10 protein-coding genes are annotated in these 18,074 nt (G+C 68.4%); 9 read left to right on the plus strand and 1 reads right to left on the minus strand.

Going from position 1 to position 18,074, the window contains the following annotated elements; translation table 11 throughout:
• Positions 1 to 778: 778 nt before the first annotated feature.
• Positions 779 to 3,469 (plus strand): ATP-binding protein, encoded by a 2,691-nt coding sequence (locus FGW37_RS24700; RefSeq protein WP_246430531.1) that lies wholly within the window; start codon positions 779 to 781, stop codon positions 3,467 to 3,469.
• 27 nt (positions 3,470 to 3,496) lie between these two features.
• Here FGW37_RS24700 and FGW37_RS24705 read toward each other — a convergent pair whose 3' ends face one another.
• Complete coding sequence (locus FGW37_RS24705; RefSeq protein ID WP_179083046.1) at positions 3,497 to 4,390, minus strand: serine/threonine-protein kinase; 894 nt, start codon at positions 4,388 to 4,390, stop codon at positions 3,497 to 3,499.
• A gap of 268 nt (positions 4,391 to 4,658) precedes the next feature.
• Here FGW37_RS24705 and FGW37_RS24710 point away from each other — a divergent pair, with 268 nt between their 5' ends.
• From FGW37_RS24710 to FGW37_RS24745, 8 genes are all read left to right on the plus strand, one after another.
• Positions 4,659 to 6,044, plus strand: a complete 1,386-nt coding sequence (locus tag FGW37_RS24710) for a PD-(D/E)XK nuclease family protein (protein WP_218650602.1) — start codon at positions 4,659 to 4,661, stop codon at positions 6,042 to 6,044.
• Positions 6,041 to 7,102, plus strand: a complete 1,062-nt coding sequence (locus tag FGW37_RS24715) for a pPIWI_RE_Y domain-containing protein (RefSeq protein ID WP_179083048.1) — start codon at positions 6,041 to 6,043, stop codon at positions 7,100 to 7,102. Before FGW37_RS24710 ends, FGW37_RS24715 begins: the two co-directional genes overlap by 4 nt.
• Positions 7,095 to 10,664, plus strand: a complete 3,570-nt coding sequence (locus tag FGW37_RS24720) for a pPIWI_RE_Z domain-containing protein (protein WP_246430532.1) — start codon at positions 7,095 to 7,097, stop codon at positions 10,662 to 10,664. Before FGW37_RS24715 ends, FGW37_RS24720 begins: the two co-directional genes overlap by 8 nt.
• Complete coding sequence (locus FGW37_RS24725) at positions 10,661 to 13,381, plus strand: pPIWI_RE module domain-containing protein (protein WP_246430853.1); 2,721 nt, start codon at positions 10,661 to 10,663, stop codon at positions 13,379 to 13,381. The genes FGW37_RS24720 and FGW37_RS24725 overlap by 4 nt, the downstream gene beginning before the upstream one ends.
• 301 nt (positions 13,382 to 13,682) lie before the next feature.
• Positions 13,683 to 15,716 (plus strand): glycosyltransferase family 2 protein, encoded by a 2,034-nt coding sequence (locus FGW37_RS24730; protein WP_179083050.1) that lies wholly within the window; start codon positions 13,683 to 13,685, stop codon positions 15,714 to 15,716.
• Positions 15,717 to 15,810: 94 nt separating this feature from the next.
• The gene (locus FGW37_RS24735) at positions 15,811 to 16,182 is read left to right on the plus strand and encodes a DUF2000 family protein (RefSeq protein ID WP_179083051.1); all 372 of its coding nucleotides are present in this window, start codon (positions 15,811 to 15,813) and stop codon (positions 16,180 to 16,182) included.
• Positions 16,183 to 16,321: 139 nt separating this feature from the next.
• Positions 16,322 to 16,735: a cell division protein SepF gene (locus FGW37_RS24740; protein ID WP_058042284.1), complete on the plus strand. Its 414-nt coding sequence runs from the start codon at positions 16,322 to 16,324 to the stop codon at positions 16,733 to 16,735.
• Positions 16,736 to 16,759: 24 nt separating this feature from the next.
• Positions 16,760 to 18,055: an ATP-binding protein gene (locus FGW37_RS24745; protein WP_246430533.1), complete on the plus strand. Its 1,296-nt coding sequence runs from the start codon at positions 16,760 to 16,762 to the stop codon at positions 18,053 to 18,055.
• The last annotated feature ends 19 nt before the right edge of the window (positions 18,056 to 18,074 follow it).

The following is an 18,074-nucleotide window of genomic DNA, read 5'->3' on the forward strand; positions in this document are numbered from 1 at the left end:
GTCCTGGACAGCAAGGTTTAGCGAAGGCCTTACATCGATACCAGGAGGTGGCGCGGGACCTCTCGGTCGCCACCTCGGCCGTACTGAGCTGCGCTGGGCCCGCTCCCACCTGCATGTCGAGCCGGTTACCCCGACACTCGCTCAGTCCGCTGCGAGACAGTGTGACTGTGACGAGCGCATGACGCACGACGGCCGCCTGGCAGTCGGGGCCCGACACGCTCTCGCGGATCAGGCCCCGACTTACGTTGTTCTTAGTCGAGTTCAGTGAACAGGTCTGCCTCATAGACCCGCTGGGCTGTCGGGCGAACCGGCTTCCACACCTGACAGCGCCGCGCGGCTGCGGCCGGGTGGGGGGTCGGCTGAGGTGCCGGGCGAGGCCTCCTCCGGCGCCGAGGGGGCACCGTGGCCTTGGTCCGCCGCCTCGGTGCGGGGCGCTGAGTACCGCGCTGGAGATGCTTCCGATGCATGAATTTCTCCCTCATTGCGTGTTTTGTTCGACATTTGGATTCGCGCCTTCGGGCCGAGTTAGGGATCGTCCGTCGTCGTGTCCAGGCGTACGCACCCACGTATCCCGGTGATTTTCCGGAATGGTTGGGGCGAGGTGATCGCAGCGTTGCAGATCTGCCAGGGCGCTGCCAAACCGCAAGCGTTAGCCGAGCGTTAATGGGCGCCGGATGCCCCGTGGCATGATTCTCGTGCAGGTCGAGGGCGGGCCGAACTGGCGCGCAGTCGCGGAGATTGGGGGCGGGAGGGCGTGGAGTTTCGTGTATTAGGGCCGGTGGATGCCCTGCAGGATGGAGTGTCGGTCGGGGTGAAGTCGCCGAAAGCCCGCGAGCTCCTCGCGGTCTTGCTACTGGCGCCAGGCCATCGCGCCTCGCATGCCGATGTCATGCACTACCTGTGGCCCGGCGAAGAATCGAACTCTAATCGAATTCGCCAGTGTTTTTATCAATTGCGGGCTTCTTTGCCTGGCATCGGCCAGCCGAACGAGCGCGGATTTTGCCGGCTCCCGATCGATCCGCGGAGTGTCGACTACATTCGCTTCCAGGAACACCGGCGCGCCGCGGATACCGCGGAGGATGCGCCGGCACGGCTGAAGGCGCTCCGGTTCGCGCTCGACGAGTGGCGGGGAACGCCTCTTGAGGACATGCCCGGCGAGGGGTTCGGCCAGAAACAAGCCGAACTCACCGATGAGCTGAAGGATGTCACCGCTGCCTGCGTCTTCGCCGAGCTGGCAGGCGGAGAGGCGCGTGCCGCGCTCGAACGGGTTAACGCGGCGCTGGCCCAGTGGCCGGAGAACGAGGCGTTGCTCGAACTCAAGGTGCGTGCCCTGCGTGCCCTCGGCAGGCATGATCAGATCGAGCCGCTGCTCGCCGGCTGGGGCTACCGGCTTGGCCGGCCTACCGCCCACCTCCTGCTCGCCGACGAGCAGGAGGGCCTGGGTTGTGCGGCGGCCGATGCCTCACCTGTATCAGCTGCTTCGAGGCCCCGACAGCTTCCTTCGCAGCCCGTCGATATGGTCGGCCGTCGGCCCGAGTTCGCCTTGCTTGAGGCTGCTCTCTTAGGCCGGATCGTCGGCCGGAGCCGGATTGTGGTGCTCTCAGGCATGCCCGGTGTCGGGAAGACCTTTCTCGCCGTCCGGGCGGCGGCCCACGTCGAGCCGAGCTTTCCGGACGGGATTCTCTACGTCGATCTGGGTGGATTCTCGCCAGGAGAGCCGGAGCGGCACGGCCCTGTACTGGCCAGACTGCTGAATGATCTCAAAGTGCGGCCTGCGACTCCGACGATGGACGGCATGGTCGCCACCTATCGAAGCGCGCTCGCCGATCGTGCGGTCCTGCTGATCCTGGACAACGCCCGTGACGAGGAACATGTCCGGTTGTTGCTTCCAGGCGTCGGGGCCAGTGCGGCGATCGTCACCAGCCGTCGTCAGTTGCACGGGCTGGCGATCAGGCAAGGAGCTGAGCTCGTCGACCTGGCTACGCTGGAGCGTCAGGACGCCGTTGAACTGCTGCGCACTCGGCTGGGTAGCGAGCGGATGCGCACGGTGGGCCCGTTCCTCGGCGACTTGGTCGATCACTGTGGCGGTGTGCCTCTGGCACTGGGGATCACGGCGGCACGGATTGCCGAGCGCCCACCCCAGGCGCTCGGAGGTATGGTCCGCGAGTTGCGGCAGGAGAGCACCAGGTTGCGTTTCCTCGACCTGGGTTCGGAGAACCTGAGCGTCCGCCTGTCTCTGGAGACGTCCTACAAAATGCTGTCAGCGCCGGTGGCGAAGCTCCTCTGGCAGATGGCGGTTCACCCGGGGCCGACGGTTAGCTGGGCGGCGCTGCGGGCGCTCGAACCGGATGATGCCTCTGGTGTCAGCGACGCGATCGACAACCTGACGCGAATGAGTCTGGTGACTGAGCCGACCTTTGAACGCTACTCCCTACACGATTTGGTCCGCGTCTATGCCGGCGAACTGGCGGATCGGCAAGATGAGGCCGAGCGGTCCCGGGTGGTGGACCGGGTGCTGCACTTCCTGCTGCACAATGCCTGGGCCTGCGACCGTAAGTTGGATCCAGGCCGCCGGCTACTGATCGGTGAACCACGGGGCATCAAAATTGTCGCCCCTTCCCACGCGGCCGATGCGATGTCCTGGTTCGAAGCCGAGTACTCGACCTTGACGGCTGCGGTGAGGCTGGCCGAAAAACAAGGGCTCGACCGTTACACATGGTTGCTGGCGATGACCTTGGTGACCTTTCAGTGGCGCTCCGGCCGTAATCTGGACGCGCTCAAGTACCTGACCAGTGCTCTGGCGGCTGCTGGGCGGGAGGCAGGCCCGGCCGATGTGGCGATGGTCCACCGGATGCTTGCCGGTACTCACCGTGGCCTTGGAAATCTTGCACAGGCGACGCGAGAACTGCGCAGCGCGGTACGTGGGAGCGAGGATGACGGGGATGTCCTCGGTGCGGCCATGGGTCGGCACGTCCTCGGTGTTCTGCTGCGCGAGCGCGGTGTATTCAGCGAGGCTCTGGAACACTTCACCACAGCCCTGTCCGCGTTCGAGCAGCTCGGCGACCTCCTCGGCCGAGGCGCCGCTTTGAACGGGATCGGGAGTGCCCGTTACGACCTGGGCCAGCACGACGAGGCTCTGGAGTACTGCCTGCGGTCACTCAGCGTCCTGGACCGCACCGATGATCTCAACGGCCGGGCGCATGTGCTGTTCAGCCTGGGCCGGATCAGGCTGGCAGTGGGAGAGCACCAGGCCGCCATCGCGGACTTCCAACGCGCACGTGACCTCTACCAGTCGCTGAATTACGGGAGCAGGGAGGCCAGGGTGCTGGTCTGGCTCTCGGATGCGCTCCGAGGCGGCGGCCGCTCCTCCGAGGCGCAGCTGGTGATCGAACAGGCTGAGGCCTTGTTGGGAGAGCTCGGCGAGAGCGACCTCGACGCGGCGGTCCAGCGGTTGAGGTGTCTGCCGTGACCGCGGGTCGACCGATCCGCAAGCGGATCACGGCACTGAGAACCCAAGACGGTACGGAGTCGTCGGGTCGGGGCGACTGGCCTTGGGGGAGGCGGGCGCGCCGAGGACGGGCAGCATCGGCCGTACGGAGCGCAACACTTCTGCCACGCCGTTCGGTCGCTCCCGTGGGTCGATGGAGACCATGGCCAGCCCGAGAGTCCGCAGCGGTTCGTGCATCTCGGCCGAGAAATCCTCCGGGAAGGCCGGGGCCGCGTGGTCGAGGGGGTGCTCCAGGCTGGTGTACGGCAGTTCGGAGACCGTCATCGCGAACAGCATCGCGCCGAGGGCGAAGACGTCGACTTGCGGGGTGAGCGACGCCGACCGGTCGTACTGCTCAGGCGCGGCATAGCCGGGGCTGCCGCCGGGATAGGTGTTGACTTCTCCGGCCGTGACGGAGATGCCGACGTCCAGCAGCCGGACCCGGCCGTCGGGCTGCACCATCGTGTTGTTCGGCGTGACGTCGCGGTGGACGTACCCCTTGGCGTGGAGGCGGGTGAGGATCTCGCAAAGCTGCCCGATGACCGAAACCGCCTCCGCGCTCTGAACCGGTTCGTGGTCCCTGATCCAGGAAGAGACCGTGGAACCTTCGATGAGTTCCATCACGATGTACCGGCATCCGCTTCGCCCGTAGTGTCCGTGCCCCAGCACCTTGGGTATTCCTGGAACGGTTGCCATGAATTTCAGTCGGTCCAGCTCTTCCTCCAGGGGAAAGGCGAGGGAGGCGTATTCGGTTGTCGACTCGAAGGTCCGGGGGAACTGAGATTTGATCGCCACGTTCTGTCGCCGATGCTCGTCCCGGGCGACGAAAATATCCGCTTGGCCACCGCGGCCGAGCCTTTGCAGTACCCGGTATCGACCGTCAAGGAGAGTTCCAGGAATCAATGAATCCGCTCCATACGGAAAAGGAAGTCACCGGCCAGTGCGACCCACCTGGCTCGGTGTGTAGAGGAGTGAGGACATTATGACAGTGAGTTGGCCGCCTGACGGCTTAGTCGGGCATTCCGACGTCATCGACATACGCCTCGGCATGTTCGGCCCAGAGAGGTATCGGTGCCAAGCATCCGACGCTCTCAAGGCACGCGGACTACGGCCGCAGGAGCGAGCCGCCTGGAAGCCGGAGGCGCTGGAGACGTTCCCCAACGGCCCGTTCATGGCAGCAGCCGACGGACTCGAACGGCCGGTGGGCGAGCCACTGCCGAGCGCGCCGCGTGGTGGTCGCCAGCGCCCGCTGCACGATGGCGTACGGCAATGGACCAAGCATGCGCTGCGGATGTACCAAGATGCCTTCTCGCCGGACCCGGAGCTCCTTCCCGCCCATACGCCCTGGGTCTACCGCTACCACCGCCCAGTCGGTGACGGGTCGGGCCACCTGAAGTACCGGATCACTGCATGGGGACGCTGTTTCGAGTCGGCCGATGGACGGCTGCGTGAGCTACGCCTGCCGGTCAATCGTCTCCGCGCGCGCAGCGCGGCGGAACGCGCAGTGGCCGCCTTGGTCGCGGCAGAGGGGAACTCCGATCCACGGCTCGAACGAGTCAGGGTTGTTCAGTTCGCCCTATCCGACGGCCGTACGGAGTTGATCTTCGATGGGACCCGGGACGAGGCGCTGGCCGTATACCGGGCCGACGGAGCACCTGCCGTCCGCGCACTACTCGACGGTCGGGAGTACAGGCCTGGTACCGCTTGTGTCTCATGTGCCATCGCGCCGGTATGCCCGGCGCTTCCGAGGGCCGAGGGACTGCTCGGGATAGCCGATCGGAGTCGGCCGCGACGCAGCTGGTCATCGACCACAGGCCGAGGACACCGGAGCTGCCCGGCGCGCGGCTACCTGCGCGGCTTGCGGCTGCCGGCCGACGATGCCGTGGAGCGGGGCGCCGCCGCCGAGCGCGGGCGGGCGATCCACGCCTTCCTCGCCGAGCGGCACGGACGGCAGCCGCGCACGCCCTGCACAGCCGAGGTACCGGCGGACTGGGTCCCCGAGGGATACCGGCTCCCCGACGAGGAGCGGCGGCTCGGCACCGAGCTTCTGCGCCACCACGCCGAGGTGTGCGCGCTGCGCACGGTTGATCCCTGGTCGGAGATCCGGACCGAGCCCCGGCTGGTGTTCGATGACACCGCGGCCGACTTGCTGGTGCTGGCCGAACCTGACCTGCTGTACCAGGACGCGGGTTCCTGGGTTTGGCGGGAGACGAAGACTTCCGGCAGTGATCGCCCCAGCCGTGATGTCCTGGTCGCGTATCCGCAACTTGCCCTTGCGGTTCGGATCATCGGCGGCGGTTTGCTGCCTGGGCCCCGAACCGGAGGACGGGTCGAACTCGAGGTACTGCGCCCCAGCGGGGTCGATCTGCGAACCGTCGACCCGTTCGCACCGGCAACCCAGGCGGCCGCCCAGGCAGTGCTTCAGGAGCAGGTGTCGGACTGGCACGCTGAGAGGCTCTTCGGGGCTGTTCCCGGCCGTGGGTGCACCCATTGTGAGGTGGGCAAATGGTGCTCGGTGCGGCAGTTGCCGGAGGAAGAACCGGAGGCGCCCAGGTGACCGGGCACGAGCGGACGGGCGTCGGCCTGCTGGCCGGGGTGGCCCGCGGGGTGGTCGAGTTGCTCTCGGTAGCCCGGTCGGCGGCTTTCCGGTTGCCATACCCGACGAGCCTTCAACTAGCCCTGGACCGATTGGTTCTGGCAGGGCTGATGCAAGGTCATCCGGTGCCCAGCGGTGTGCCCGAGTTGCTGTCCTGGTGCCGGGAGCGGGAGCCGACAGGATGGCCGTTGACGCTGCCCACTGGATTCCTGACCGCTGGAACCCGCCTCATTCACCCCGCGGCGGGTGAGCCGACCCGGACCTGCGCCGAGCTGGCGTCCCTCGGACCGGATGGTGTCCTGGAGCAGGAGGCCGAAAGCCTGTTGGACGGACTCGCCGATGCCTGCGGCACGGTGGATCGATTCGCAGTGTGCCGAGACTTCCTCATCAGCCGGCCGGTCATTCTCCGGTACGACCCGATGGAGCTGCTGCAGCCCGGGGTGGCCCAGATCTGGAGGCTGGTCAAGGAGCTCTACGCATCCGTGCCCGATCGTTTCCCGGCCGACGGGCTGGTGCACCGCTGCACCGGCTGCCTGCTGCTCGCCAAGCCCAGGACTGCGGAAGGACCCTGGTGCGAGGGCGGCTGCACGCTGGATCAACGCGAACTCGAACCGTCACATCAACCGGAGCAGACCCTGGTCCTTCCGCTCGCGCTCAGGTTGTTCCTGGCGCTTCCCGGCCGGACCGAGCGAACAGTTCGCTCCCGGCTCACGGAGCAGGCCCGGCTGCTTCCGTTCGGCCTGGGCGCCCACCGCATCACGGGTCAGGATGGAAAGCTTCGTGTTTTCCAGGTCCACGACCGGATACAGCCGGTGCCGGCCGCCCTGCGAGCGGCTGAAATCGCCTCCCGGCTCGGCGGACCGCTGGACATCGTGGTGCCGGACAGGCTGGTGGCCCGCCCCGGATACCGACAAGGCTTTGACCGCGCGCTGCCCGTCGGCGCCCAGGTTCGCCTGCTGTCCACGAGCGAGTTCATCGCACCGCGACACATCAGTCGGCCGAGGAGGAACCATGCGTAGCACCGCCAAGTCCTTGAGAGAGGTGACCGACCGCCTGCGGGAGGCCGCTCCGCAGCTGAAGGCCGCCCGGCTTGTCTTTCTATGCGAGATCGAGGTCGGGCTTCTCCTCCATGAGAAGTTCGCTGCGGGGTCGCCTGCCGCGGACGCCTGGACGCTGTTCAGCGGGTACCCGTTCGCGCGCGCTTGGGGATCCGTCGATGCGGTCGGGCAGCGGACCCTTCGCACGGCCCGGCACACGCTGTGGACATGGGGGCGCCGTCTGGCATGGACCGAGGCACTTCAGGAATATCAGCGGGTCGACCGCCAGCTCCGAGCCTACGAGGTGGCCGACCCGAGCCGTCCCCCCGTCCGGCGCCTCTCGCTGTCGGTGGCACCGGACCGCTGGGAGACCTACGAGCAACTGCTACGCGAGGCACCGGCGTTCGCGGGGCAGCCCCTGGAGTTCGCGAAGGCCGGGAGGTACGCCTTCCCGATCGGGCGGCATCTCGCCACCGTCCAGCTACCTGATTGTGCCCTGCCGCTGCCGCCCGGCCACGACCTCGCGGCGCTGCCGGCGAACAAGGGCGAGCCATTGTCCTTCCCATGGGACGACCTACTCGGGACGGCTACGTTCATGGACTCGGTGGAGCATGCGAACTGGGCCGGACGGCTACGTGCGATCCATCTCTTCACTCGTCAAGCCGGAAAGTTCCAGTGTGCGGACCACTTCGAGGTAGCACGGATCCAGCATTTGCTGGGCATCGTCGGTGCCGGCAAGAGCACTCTGCGGGACGTGCTGGCGGTGCACCTGGCTCGTCGCGGCCGACGAGTGACGGTTGTCGTCGGAGACGTCGCCGAGCAGCTCAAGCTGGTGCAGCTGTACAACACGTACGTGCCCGGATCGGCTGCTCCGGTGCTCGGAGCGTCGGGCCGCCAGCAGCACGCCGAACGGCTGCATCGGCGGCTGGTCGGCCGTGGCCGGCGGAATCTGCTCGTCCACGATGACCCCGGATTTTCGTACCTGAGCACGTCCTGCGCGCTGAATGCTTTGCGACACGCGGAGGGACAACTCGCGGATGACCTGCTGGGCTTCGGTGAAGCGCCGTGCACCAGGCTGCAACCCCCGAGCCGCCATGGCGACTACACGGACGGTCCCTGGACGCGGTACCGGGTGGCTTGCCCGTTCTGGTCCGGCTGCCCGCGCCACCATGGCTCCCGCGAGTTGGCCGGTGCCGCTCTCTGGGTCGCTACGCCGGCCAGTTTGGTCGACTCGGCGGTACCACACCCTCAGAATCCCGAGCGCATCCGCTACCTCGAACTCGCTTGCCGGCGCAGTGACCTGGTGATCGTCGACGAGGCCGACCGGGTTCAGATGCAGTTCGATCGGATGTTCGCGCCAGCTATCCCGCTGCTCGGCGGAGGCCCCGACACCCGGTCGTTTCTCGACGACGTCAACCAGCACCGCATCCGCGAGCTTGCCGGCGCCGGCCGGATCCAGCTGTCCGATCGGGATGTGGAGAACTGGTCGGCTGCTGTCAACACTACGCAGGCAGCGGCCGACCGTCTGGTGGCCATGCTGGTCCGTGACCGCGACCTTCGCGGTTGGGTCAGGACCGGATACTTCAGTGCGTGGACGCTCCAACTCCGTCTATTGGAGGAGCGGTATCCACTGCCGGAGGACAGTGATGACATGCCTGCCGAGGTCGCTGAGCCCGGCGCCGAGCACCCTCACCGGGCGCCACGAAAGCGGCTGACCGAGATCCTTGACGCCTTCCGGGAGAACCCGTTCGGCGACCGAGGCCCCTCTACCGAGGACGGTCTCAAACTCACTGGCCTGCTCGGCGAGCTCCTGCACACCAACTACCGGGAGCGTACCCGGGGACGCTTGGAGGAGCGGCTCCGCGACCTCTTCGACCTCCAGCCTCTGCTCGAGCACACCGGCGACGGCCGGGATCACTACCAGGAACTACGCTCCTTGGCCATCGGGAAACGGTCACGCGCACCGGAGCAGCGCGTGGCGGGTCACAGTCCGGCCAGGCGTCGGAGAGAGCACCGCCTGCCGGAGAACGCGGAAGCATGGCTGGACCTGTTGATGACCCGCTTTGAGTTCACCCTGCTGCTCAGCGCACTGGAGCCCAAACTCGCGCTGATCAACGCCATGTGGCCGCGTGTCGCGGCTGCGCTCAACCTGGGATTCAACGAGATGTACCGGAGGCCGCTCGACTACGGGCCGATGGTTCCCGAGGCGCCGATGGGCAATGTGATCGGCTTCCAATTCCTGATGGATGGTCCGGACCTCGGCGGAGTACGCACGGGTGAGCTGCGCTTCTTCCGCTGCAGCGGGGTCGGCCGGGAACTTTTCCGTGCGATGCCGGATCTGCCTACAGTGGACGGCCGCCCCTCCACCAACGTCCTTCTGATGTCGGGCAGCAGCTGGGCCGGGAAGTCCAGCCGATACCACGTCCAGGCGCCGATCGGCGTGATCATCGAGCCGGATCCGAAGGAGCTGGAGCGGATCGCCGAACAGAGCCGGTTCCGCTTGGAATTCGTCCGCGACGGTTGTGAATGCCGCGTCGGCTGTGAGTGTCGTGAGCGCAATGAGGCGCAGCGGCTCTCTGGTGAGCCGCTCGACCAGCGGGCAGACGTCCTGCGCCGGATGGCCATCGCTCTAGGCAAAGACGACGCAGGAATCAGCCGCCTGCAGGAGGAACTGAGGCGCCTCCCGGAGAACCGCCGCCACATCCTGCTGCTTGTCGGCAGCTATGACGAGGCCAAGGTCGTGGCGGACACTCTGCATACCCTCAACAAGCGCTGGAAGGGCAGGGTACGCCGACTGGTCTCCGACGACGACCACGATGCCGGCACCTGGCCAGCGGACGACGAGCACCACGCGGCCGTGCTGCGTCGCGGTGATGTCGAGTCGCTTGCCGTCACGGGTGCCGACATTCTGGTAGCGCCCCTGCTGGCGGTGGAGCGAGGCCATAACATCCTCGACCTCGACCATCGGCACGCCGCGATCGGGTCGATCTATTTCCTCGCTCGCCCCAACCCGCGTCCCGACGACCTCGGACTCGCTGTCCATGCGATCAACGACTGGATCGTCCGGGCCATGGTGGACGGGGAGTTCGACGACTGGGTCCAGGGCGAGGACACGTTGGGCCTCGGTGCTCGCAAGGTCAGGGATCTGGCCCGTTCCCAGTGGTACCGGGTGCTCGCGAGGAGCATGGCGTGGAGTCGGCTCGGGGAAGGCGACCGGGAGCAGGTCACCTGGGACTTGCTCGTGCTGATCTGGCAAGTGATCGGCCGCTCCGTGCGAGGTGCGGTGCCCACCCGCGTTGCCTTCGTCGATGCCGCGTTCGCGCCTCGATTGGCCTCCGGTCAGCCGTCCGACCAGCCGGACAGCGCAGAGAGCAGCCTCCTGCACAGCATCCATGCTGTGCTCAAGCCCTACTTCACCCCGGGGGCCTCGGTGCCCGAGGAGGACCGTCACATCGTTCGGGCGCTTTACCGGCCCATGTGGACGGCCCTCGACCGCTGCCTCATCCAGTCCGTCGGCGAAAGGAACACTGCGTGTACGGCATGATCAGGACCACCGCCTACGAACCGGACCCGGCGGCCGGCGCTTGGATCGAGGAGTACCGGGTCGTCGACTTCCCCGAGGAATGGCGGACCGAGTTCCTGGACTTGTACCGGCGGCGATGGCGCCACCGGCAGCAACCAGTGGGCCTGCCGATCAGCAAGCTCAACGATCTGTTGCGGGCCACCGCCCCTGGCTTGGTGGCCACCGGCCGGGGGTCCAGCGGCAGTGCTGAGGTGCCTTGGTTCTATGCGTCCGATGAGATGCCTGCTGACCTGGTCGTCCCATTGCTGGCCTCGTGGGTGATGACCCTTCCGCCCGCCGATCCCGATGCGCGGCGCGCGGTTGACCACCAGGCCGCCTTGGACCGGGTGATGGCGCTGATCGATCAGCACGCTCCACGATGGCGGTGCGAGCCCGTGGACCTCACGGCTTCGAGATTCTCCCCGGGGGGCACAGCCCAGCCCGAGCCCAGGCTCTACTCCCTACTGCCCGAGCAGATCGGCGTCAGGCTCGCCGCCCGCCCGCTCCACCTCAACGGGGTCGACCTCTCCTTTCGGCTGGTCAGCCGCGACCAAGGTGTTGAACTGGTCAGCTGGCCGCCGCGAACGTACACACGGGGAAGGCGCACCTGGTATTACTCCGCCGTGGTGACAGTTACCGTTCAGACGGTCCCGTTCGCTGCGCGGTTCCGGGTGCACGTCGCGTACGGGATCCGCCGCTGGGCCACCGGATCGCCCGTGTGGATGCCGGAGGGCCGCGGTGCGACCGTCCTGCTCGATGCACCGCTGCCGTGGGCTGGCGCCCACGGCCCGCGCCGACGGCTCACCACGAACTCCATGGCCTTCGACCGCCGACTCGGCATGCTTGCCTGGAACCGACAGAGCCTGGTCGACCTGCTGCCCGAACTCGACGTGCTGCGCACCTACCCCAAGCCGGCTGAACTGATCGCTGAACCGGTCGACTGGCTTGAGGGCCGGGATGGGGTCGCCGCGGGCATCCTTCACAACACTGCGATGGGCCAGCATGGTGTTGGTGCCGGACTCATGCCGCTCGAACGCTCACTGCTCGACCGATGGATAGAGGCGGGCCTCCACCCCTTCCTGCGGCGAGTGTCCGACCTCGAACGCGCGCACCGGAAGTCCAAGCCTGCCTTGCTGCCGATCTCGCCGACGACGGACCCGGAGGAGCAGCAGGTGCGTTCCCGGCGGCGCGTCCAAGCTCGGCGCGACGCAGTGCGCGCAGCGCTCGGCGGCCAGCCACTACTGGTCGACCTGCTCTGGCAGACTGAGGAGACGCGGGATGAGTTGATCGCGGCGCTGCGTGAATGGCTGGGGCTTCCAGCCGGCTCCGACGCAGCGGAGGGCGACCATGAATGGCAGTATGGCGACCTGCGTGTCGTGCTCCGCGCCCGGCCTCTCCGAGCCCTGGGCGCCCCGCTGGAGATCGCCCGGGAACCCAAGCGGTCACGAGCTCAGGCGCTGGCTGAGGCCGTGCGGCAGCGCGCCGCGCGTACGGCCGCTCAGCTCGGCTCCCAAACCGGCACGGTGGGGCTGGCGATCCTGGAGACGCTGGGTCCTGAGAGATTCTCGACACTGGACTCGGATCCCAAGTCGGCGCTGCGGCTCGGCTGTGCCGCCGCCCGCCGGGTCAGCCAGTTCATCGTCGTACCGGAGGACGCCGACGGGGCCGTAGGCCTGCGAGCCCGGTCCGTATTGGCCGACGGCATGCGCCAACTCGGCGCTGTGGTTCCGCCCGAGCGACGGCTGGACGGGGAGCTGCCGGACGACCTCCAATACCTTGCGCTCTGGAACGTCCGGCGACAGGCCACTGGACCGACCCGGCAAGCCGGACAGCACTTGATTGCCCTCCGGATTCGCCCGCGCGATGCTGAACACCCCGTGTGTGGATGGGACGACGCTCGTAAGGAGTGGGTGCCTTACGCTCGGCTGCTGCTCAACCTCGCCGCCGATGGCGTCGGGGCGGATGCCGCGGTGCCGATCCAGACAGATCGGCCCGCCTCGACCACTGAGGAGCGGCGTGACGAGGCTGAACGCCGGATCAGGTCATTGCTCTACCAGGTGCGCGACCGACCGACCCTGCTCTTGGCGAACAGTGGCAACCTGCGCGCGGTTTGGCCTGGCCTGAGCAATGGACAGCTGGTCAGCGATATGTTCACGTTCTCCGGGGAGCCTCCCGCCCGGCTCGCGCTCTATGGAGCGGACCTTCGCGTAGTGCTGCTTCGAGACGCTAACAGCCGTGGCGAGACGGCCCAGTGGTATGCGCCCGGTGAGACCGAGGAGGACACACCGGGGTTCTCCGCAGGCCTCTGGGCTGCACGGGACGCGGGCCCGGACAATCGGGTGTTCGCCAGTACGGTGGGCAAACCCCCGACCGCAGGCACGGTGCGGCGCGACCTCCGGAAGCTGGTTCCGGATAAGAACTGGCCACATGGTCCCGCGGCCACGGCCTGGAATCCGCAGGCACTGGAACTCACCGTGATGGGCTGTTTGTCCAAGGAGGCTCTGGCTGCCGCCGGACGCACGGACACGCTTCCGGACCGACCCGCAGTGATCGCGGCAGCCGTCCACCAGCTGCGCTTCCACGACGAGTATCATCCGCTCTCCAGGCCGCTTCCCTTGCACCTTGCGAAGCTGGCCGAGGAGTACTTCCTGCCTCTCGCCCCGGCCCCAACGCTGGTCGCAGAGCCGACTGCCGACTAGTCACATGCGATGCGGTGCAGGCTGCTGCTCCGCGGCTCGTTTGAGCTGTGGAGCAGGGCCGGAGCCGGGTTGGGTGCGGCAGCGGCGAGTGTGAGCGACGACGCGATCTTGGGGGACGATGCGGGTGCCCCTCGCCACTTCCAGCCATTCGCCAGGGGCATCTGAGCTGTGGATCGCCGACGGAGCCTACGGAGCGGGAGAGGTACCCGGTCCCCCCGGCGGCGATCTTCCACGAACGCCGGTTCGATGTCTCCTATACCCTGAAACGACACTTTGTACTGCGGGAACGGAGCACTCCGCCATGTCTCGGCCTCTGCCTGACGTCACGGTCATCATCGCTGCGTACAACGCCATGCCGTACGTGACCGGCAGCGTCGGTTCCGTTCTTGAGCAGTCGCTGGGGGTCGACCGGATCGAGTTGATCGTGGTCGACGACGGGTCCACGGATGGTACGGCTGCCGAGCTGGACCGGCTCGCGGAGCGGGCCGGGTCGGTGATGCGGGTCGTTCATCAGGCGAATTCCGGGGGGCCCGCGGGGCCGCGGAACCTTGGGCTTGAGCAGGCCACCGGGCGCTACGTGTACTTCCTCGACGCGGACGACCGGATCGGGCCCGAGGCCCTGGAGCGCATGGTCGCGGCGGCGGACGAGAACGGCTCCGACGTCGTGCTCGGGCGGATCGTGGGGGAGGGCGGGCGTCGGGCGCCTCAGTCGATGTTCCGGAGGAACCAGCCGAAGACTGATGTCTTCGCCTCACGGGTCTACTGGACGCTCAATCCCATGAAGCTGTTCCGCCGCGAGCTGATAGACCGGCTCGGGCTCCGCTTCGACACCGGGCTGTCGATCGGCGAGGACCAGCCGTTCGTCGCCACCGCCTACCTCCAGGCCGCCGCGATATCCGTCGTCGCCGACTACGACTGCCTCTACTGGGTCGCGCGCGAGGACGGGAACAACATCACCGCGCAGGAGCACGGCGCGCGGATGCGAATAGACCTCTTCCGCATGATGGCGGGCCTCGTCGCCGAGCACGTACCGGCCGGCCCCGACCGCGACACGCTGATGCACCGGCACTTCGCCGTCGAACTGCGCGACGCCGTCCTCCAGCTGAGCCGCGAGCCGCAGCGCGACGTCCAGGACAAGCTGCTGCACGAGCTGGCCGACCTGGTCACGCTGCACTGGAGCGAGGGCCTGGCCGCCCGCCTGCCCGCGGTGGTCCGCCTGCGCTGCCATCTCATCCGCCACAGGCTCCTCGACGAGCTCCTCACCCTCGTCCGCTGGGAGCTCGACCGGGGCGCCGCCAGCTACGGAATCACCACCCTCGCCGCCACCGCCTCCGCCCTCCCGGACCTGCTGATCGAGGGCGGTCGGGCCTACGCGCTCCACCCCTACTTCCGCGACTCCACGCTCAACATCCCCGACGACTGCTACGACATCACGTCGGAGCTGCGCGCCCGCCACCGTGTCGACTCCGCAGAGATCAACGCCGCCGGGCTGCGCCTCACGGGGCACGCGTACATCCACCGCATAGCCACGCGCGACGTCACCACCGAGCTCGTCCTCCGCAAGCGCGGCACGGACACGGAGCACCGCCTTCCCGTTCATCACACCGCCACTCCGGGCCTGGGCGCCGAGGAAGACGGTGGCCTTCATGATCACGACCATGATTACGACGTCGCCGGGTATGACGCGACGATCGACCTCGCGTCCCTGACGGCCGGTATGTGGGACATCTCGCTCGCCGTGGGCGCCCAGGGCATCGTCAAGGAGGCCCGCCTCGGCAGCAGCCGCGCGGAGTCCGTGACGACCGCGACGACCATGCTCGTCACGGACACGGGCACGGCGGTCGCCCTTTACACCACCAAGCCCTACGGCAACCTCACGCTGGACGTGGGCGAGACCCGCCACCGCGTACTGCCGCGCCTGCGCGTCACCGGCGCGACGTGGGCGGCCGACGGCCCCGCCACCCTCACCGTGAGCGGTCGCTGCACGCTGGAGAGCCGGCCCCGGGGCGCGCTGACCCTGCGGGCCAAGGGCCCCAAGGGCCCGGAGGGCGCCGAGCAGACGTTCCCGGTCGAAACCTCGGCCTCCGACGGCTCCTTCACGGTGCAGGTGCCCTGCACGACCGCCGGCGAGTGGGAGCTGACGCTCCGCCTCGCCGTGGCCGGCAAGGAGTGGTCCGTCCCCGTGCCGCCGCAGCCGTCCCTGAAGCCGGCGCGCTGGCAGCGGCTCGGCATGCCGTGGTACGCGAAGCCGCTGCCGGGGCGGGACGCGCTGACTCTGCGCGTCGGGCGGGTGGAGCTTCTGAAGGCCGTACGGGGGCGGCTGAAGCGGCGTTAGGGGGCGCGGGGGGTGCGGGTGCTCGGTTGCGCTGGCAGGGGCCTCCCGGGGCCCGTTACCCTCCGTGCTCGCGTAGTCTCGATCTTGGTCGGGTGTGGAGGCGGGCGCCGTCGCCAACGCGGCCGCCATCGTGATGGGCCAGCCGGCCCGTATCGACGCCAGGATCTACGCGGACGACGTGCGGGACGGTGACGGGGCGCACCACGCCGGCATCCGCTTCAACACCGTCGTCCTCGCGGGCCGCACCAGTCACCTCCTGCAACTGGCTGAGTCCGCCCGCGCGGAGGGGCTCGCTCCGGTGGTGTTCACCACCCGGGGGCAGGCGCTCAGCAACAGCTTCGACGACTACCGGGCCATGGCCGAAGGAGCATGCTTCGGAGAGCTCGGGATCTGTGCGGTGGGTGTTGTCGGCGAGGACGCCGGCATCCGGGCGCTGACGAAGCGCTTCAGCGTCTACAAGGGCTGATCACCCCCCCGGGTGGGTGCGCCGGACGGGTCGTCACCACCGTCCGGCGCTCAGGCGTGTCATTGGTCCCGACGGGTGACGATTGTCCCTAGGATTGTGGGATGCATATAGCGAGCACGTTCCCCGGAGGGGTGAGCCGGTGAACAGGTCCGAGGCCACCGACGAGCAGTGGGAGGGTCTGGCCGAGGTCGTCCCGCTCCGTGGTCACCACGCATGGCCGTCATGGCCCAACCACAGGGCTCTGCCCGAGGACGAGCAGCAGCCTGATCCCAACCAGCGGCGCATGGTCGTGCTGCGGGTCCAGGTCTTCGCGGACGCCCGCGAGGTCGCCGAGCACCTGATGGCCCGGGTGCCGGTCCTGCTGGACCTCACCGGCGCCGATACGGACGTCGCCAAGCGCATCCTCGACTTCTCCAGCGGTGTCGTCTTCGGCCTGGGCAGCGGCATGCACCGGGTCGACACGAACGTCTTCCTGCTGGCCCCGGAAGGGACGGAGGTGGCGTCGGGATACCCCGATCGTAGGAAAAGTGATCAGCCGAAACGGTTTGGCTGAATATCTGTCACATACGGTCCGGGCATGGACACACGCTGTGCCCGACCGGACGCCCTTCCCGCCGTCGCTACCGTCGCTCCTTCCGCCGACTCCTCCGCCCCTGTCCCCACCTCCGCCTCCACCTCCGCCCCCGCCTCTGCTCCTGTCCCTGTGCCCGCTCCTGTGCCTGTCCCCTCAGGTGGACAGCGGCCCGCGGTGACCGAATTACGGCTCTCCGCCTTCAAGTCCCACCGCAACGCCGTCTTCGCGCTCGGCCCGCTCACCCTCTTCCGGGGCCCGAGCGGCAGCGGCAAGTCCAGTGCCCTCCAGGCCTACGGGGCGCTCGCCCGGCTCGCCGGAGGCGACACCCTGGAGGAAGCCCTCGCCATCGTCGACGGCGGCCCCGCGGCCTGCGTCCCGCAGCAGGCCCGCCCCGACGCCCAAGGCCGGCGCGGCTTCCGCATCGGCTGTACCGTCGAAGGGCCCCTGGGCCCCGTCCGCCTCGACGTCGCCGTCCAGGCCGAACCCGAGCTGCGCATCGTGGGCGAACGGATGACGGCCGCCGGCCGCACCCTGCTCTCCACGGCCCTGCGCGATCCCGGCCGCCGCGCCGTGGAAGCCGCCTGGCACACGGCCGGCGCCGTTCCCGTCACCCGCGCACCCCTGCCGGACGACCGGCTCGGGACCGCCCTGCTGCCCCTGCGCGTCGCGGGTAAGACCGCCGGTCAGCGCCTCGTCCTCGACGCCGCCGAACAGGTCGTCGTGGCGCTGCGCTCCGTCTTCGCCTGCGACCCCCGCCCCGAGCTCATGCGGATGCCCGCCGCGGCGGGTGACGGGCTGTTGCGCGGTTCCTGCGACAACGCCGCCGCGGTCCTCGGCCGTACACGCCACGAGTGCGCGACCCGCCATGCGGCGCTCGTGGCGGCGGTGGGCGCGGGATGCAGCGTGCCCGTGGACGAACTGGCGGTGCGAGAGCTGGGTGACGGCCTCGTACGGGCCCTGCTGGAGCGGCGGTCCGGGGCGGCGACGCCCCTGGAGTGGCTGGCGGACGGCGAGTTGCGCTACCTCGCCCTCTGCCTCGTGCTGATGACCGGGCCGGGCGTGCTGGACATGGACCCGGCCGCCGAGGTGCTGCAGGCGCGGCAGACCCTCACCGTCCTGGCGGACGGCTTCGACCGCTGCCTGGATGCGCGGCAGGCGCGCGAGCTGCTCGCCCTGGCGGTACGGATGGGGGAGCGGGGGCACGTCCGGCTGGTGGGGGCGGTGCAAGGGGGCACGGATTCTGCAGTGGATCCGGCTCTGCCGGGAATCTCGGTGGTAGATCTTGGGGGTGAATCCTGAACACCGAGAAGAGGGACGC

The organism is Streptomyces rectiverticillatus (assembly GCF_013394065.1).
In the GTDB taxonomy this organism is placed as follows: Bacteria; Actinomycetota; Actinomycetes; order Streptomycetales; family Streptomycetaceae; genus Streptomyces; species Streptomyces rectiverticillatus.

Bases quoted from the DNA above. Each gene is read 5' to 3' on its own strand.
- FGW37_RS24710 (WP_218650602.1), top strand. From the start codon at position 4,659: ATGGCAGCAGCCGACGGACTCGAACGGCCGGTGGGCGAGCCACTGCCG.
- FGW37_RS24720 (WP_246430532.1), top strand. From the start codon at position 7,095: ATGCGTAGCACCGCCAAGTCCTTGAGAGAGGTGACCGACCGCCTGCGG.
- FGW37_RS24725 (WP_246430853.1), top strand. From the start codon at position 10,661: ATGATCAGGACCACCGCCTACGAACCGGACCCGGCGGCCGGCGCTTGG.
- FGW37_RS24730 (WP_179083050.1), top strand. From the start codon at position 13,683: ATGTCTCGGCCTCTGCCTGACGTCACGGTCATCATCGCTGCGTACAAC.
- FGW37_RS24745 (WP_246430533.1), top strand. From the start codon at position 16,760: ATGGACACACGCTGTGCCCGACCGGACGCCCTTCCCGCCGTCGCTACC.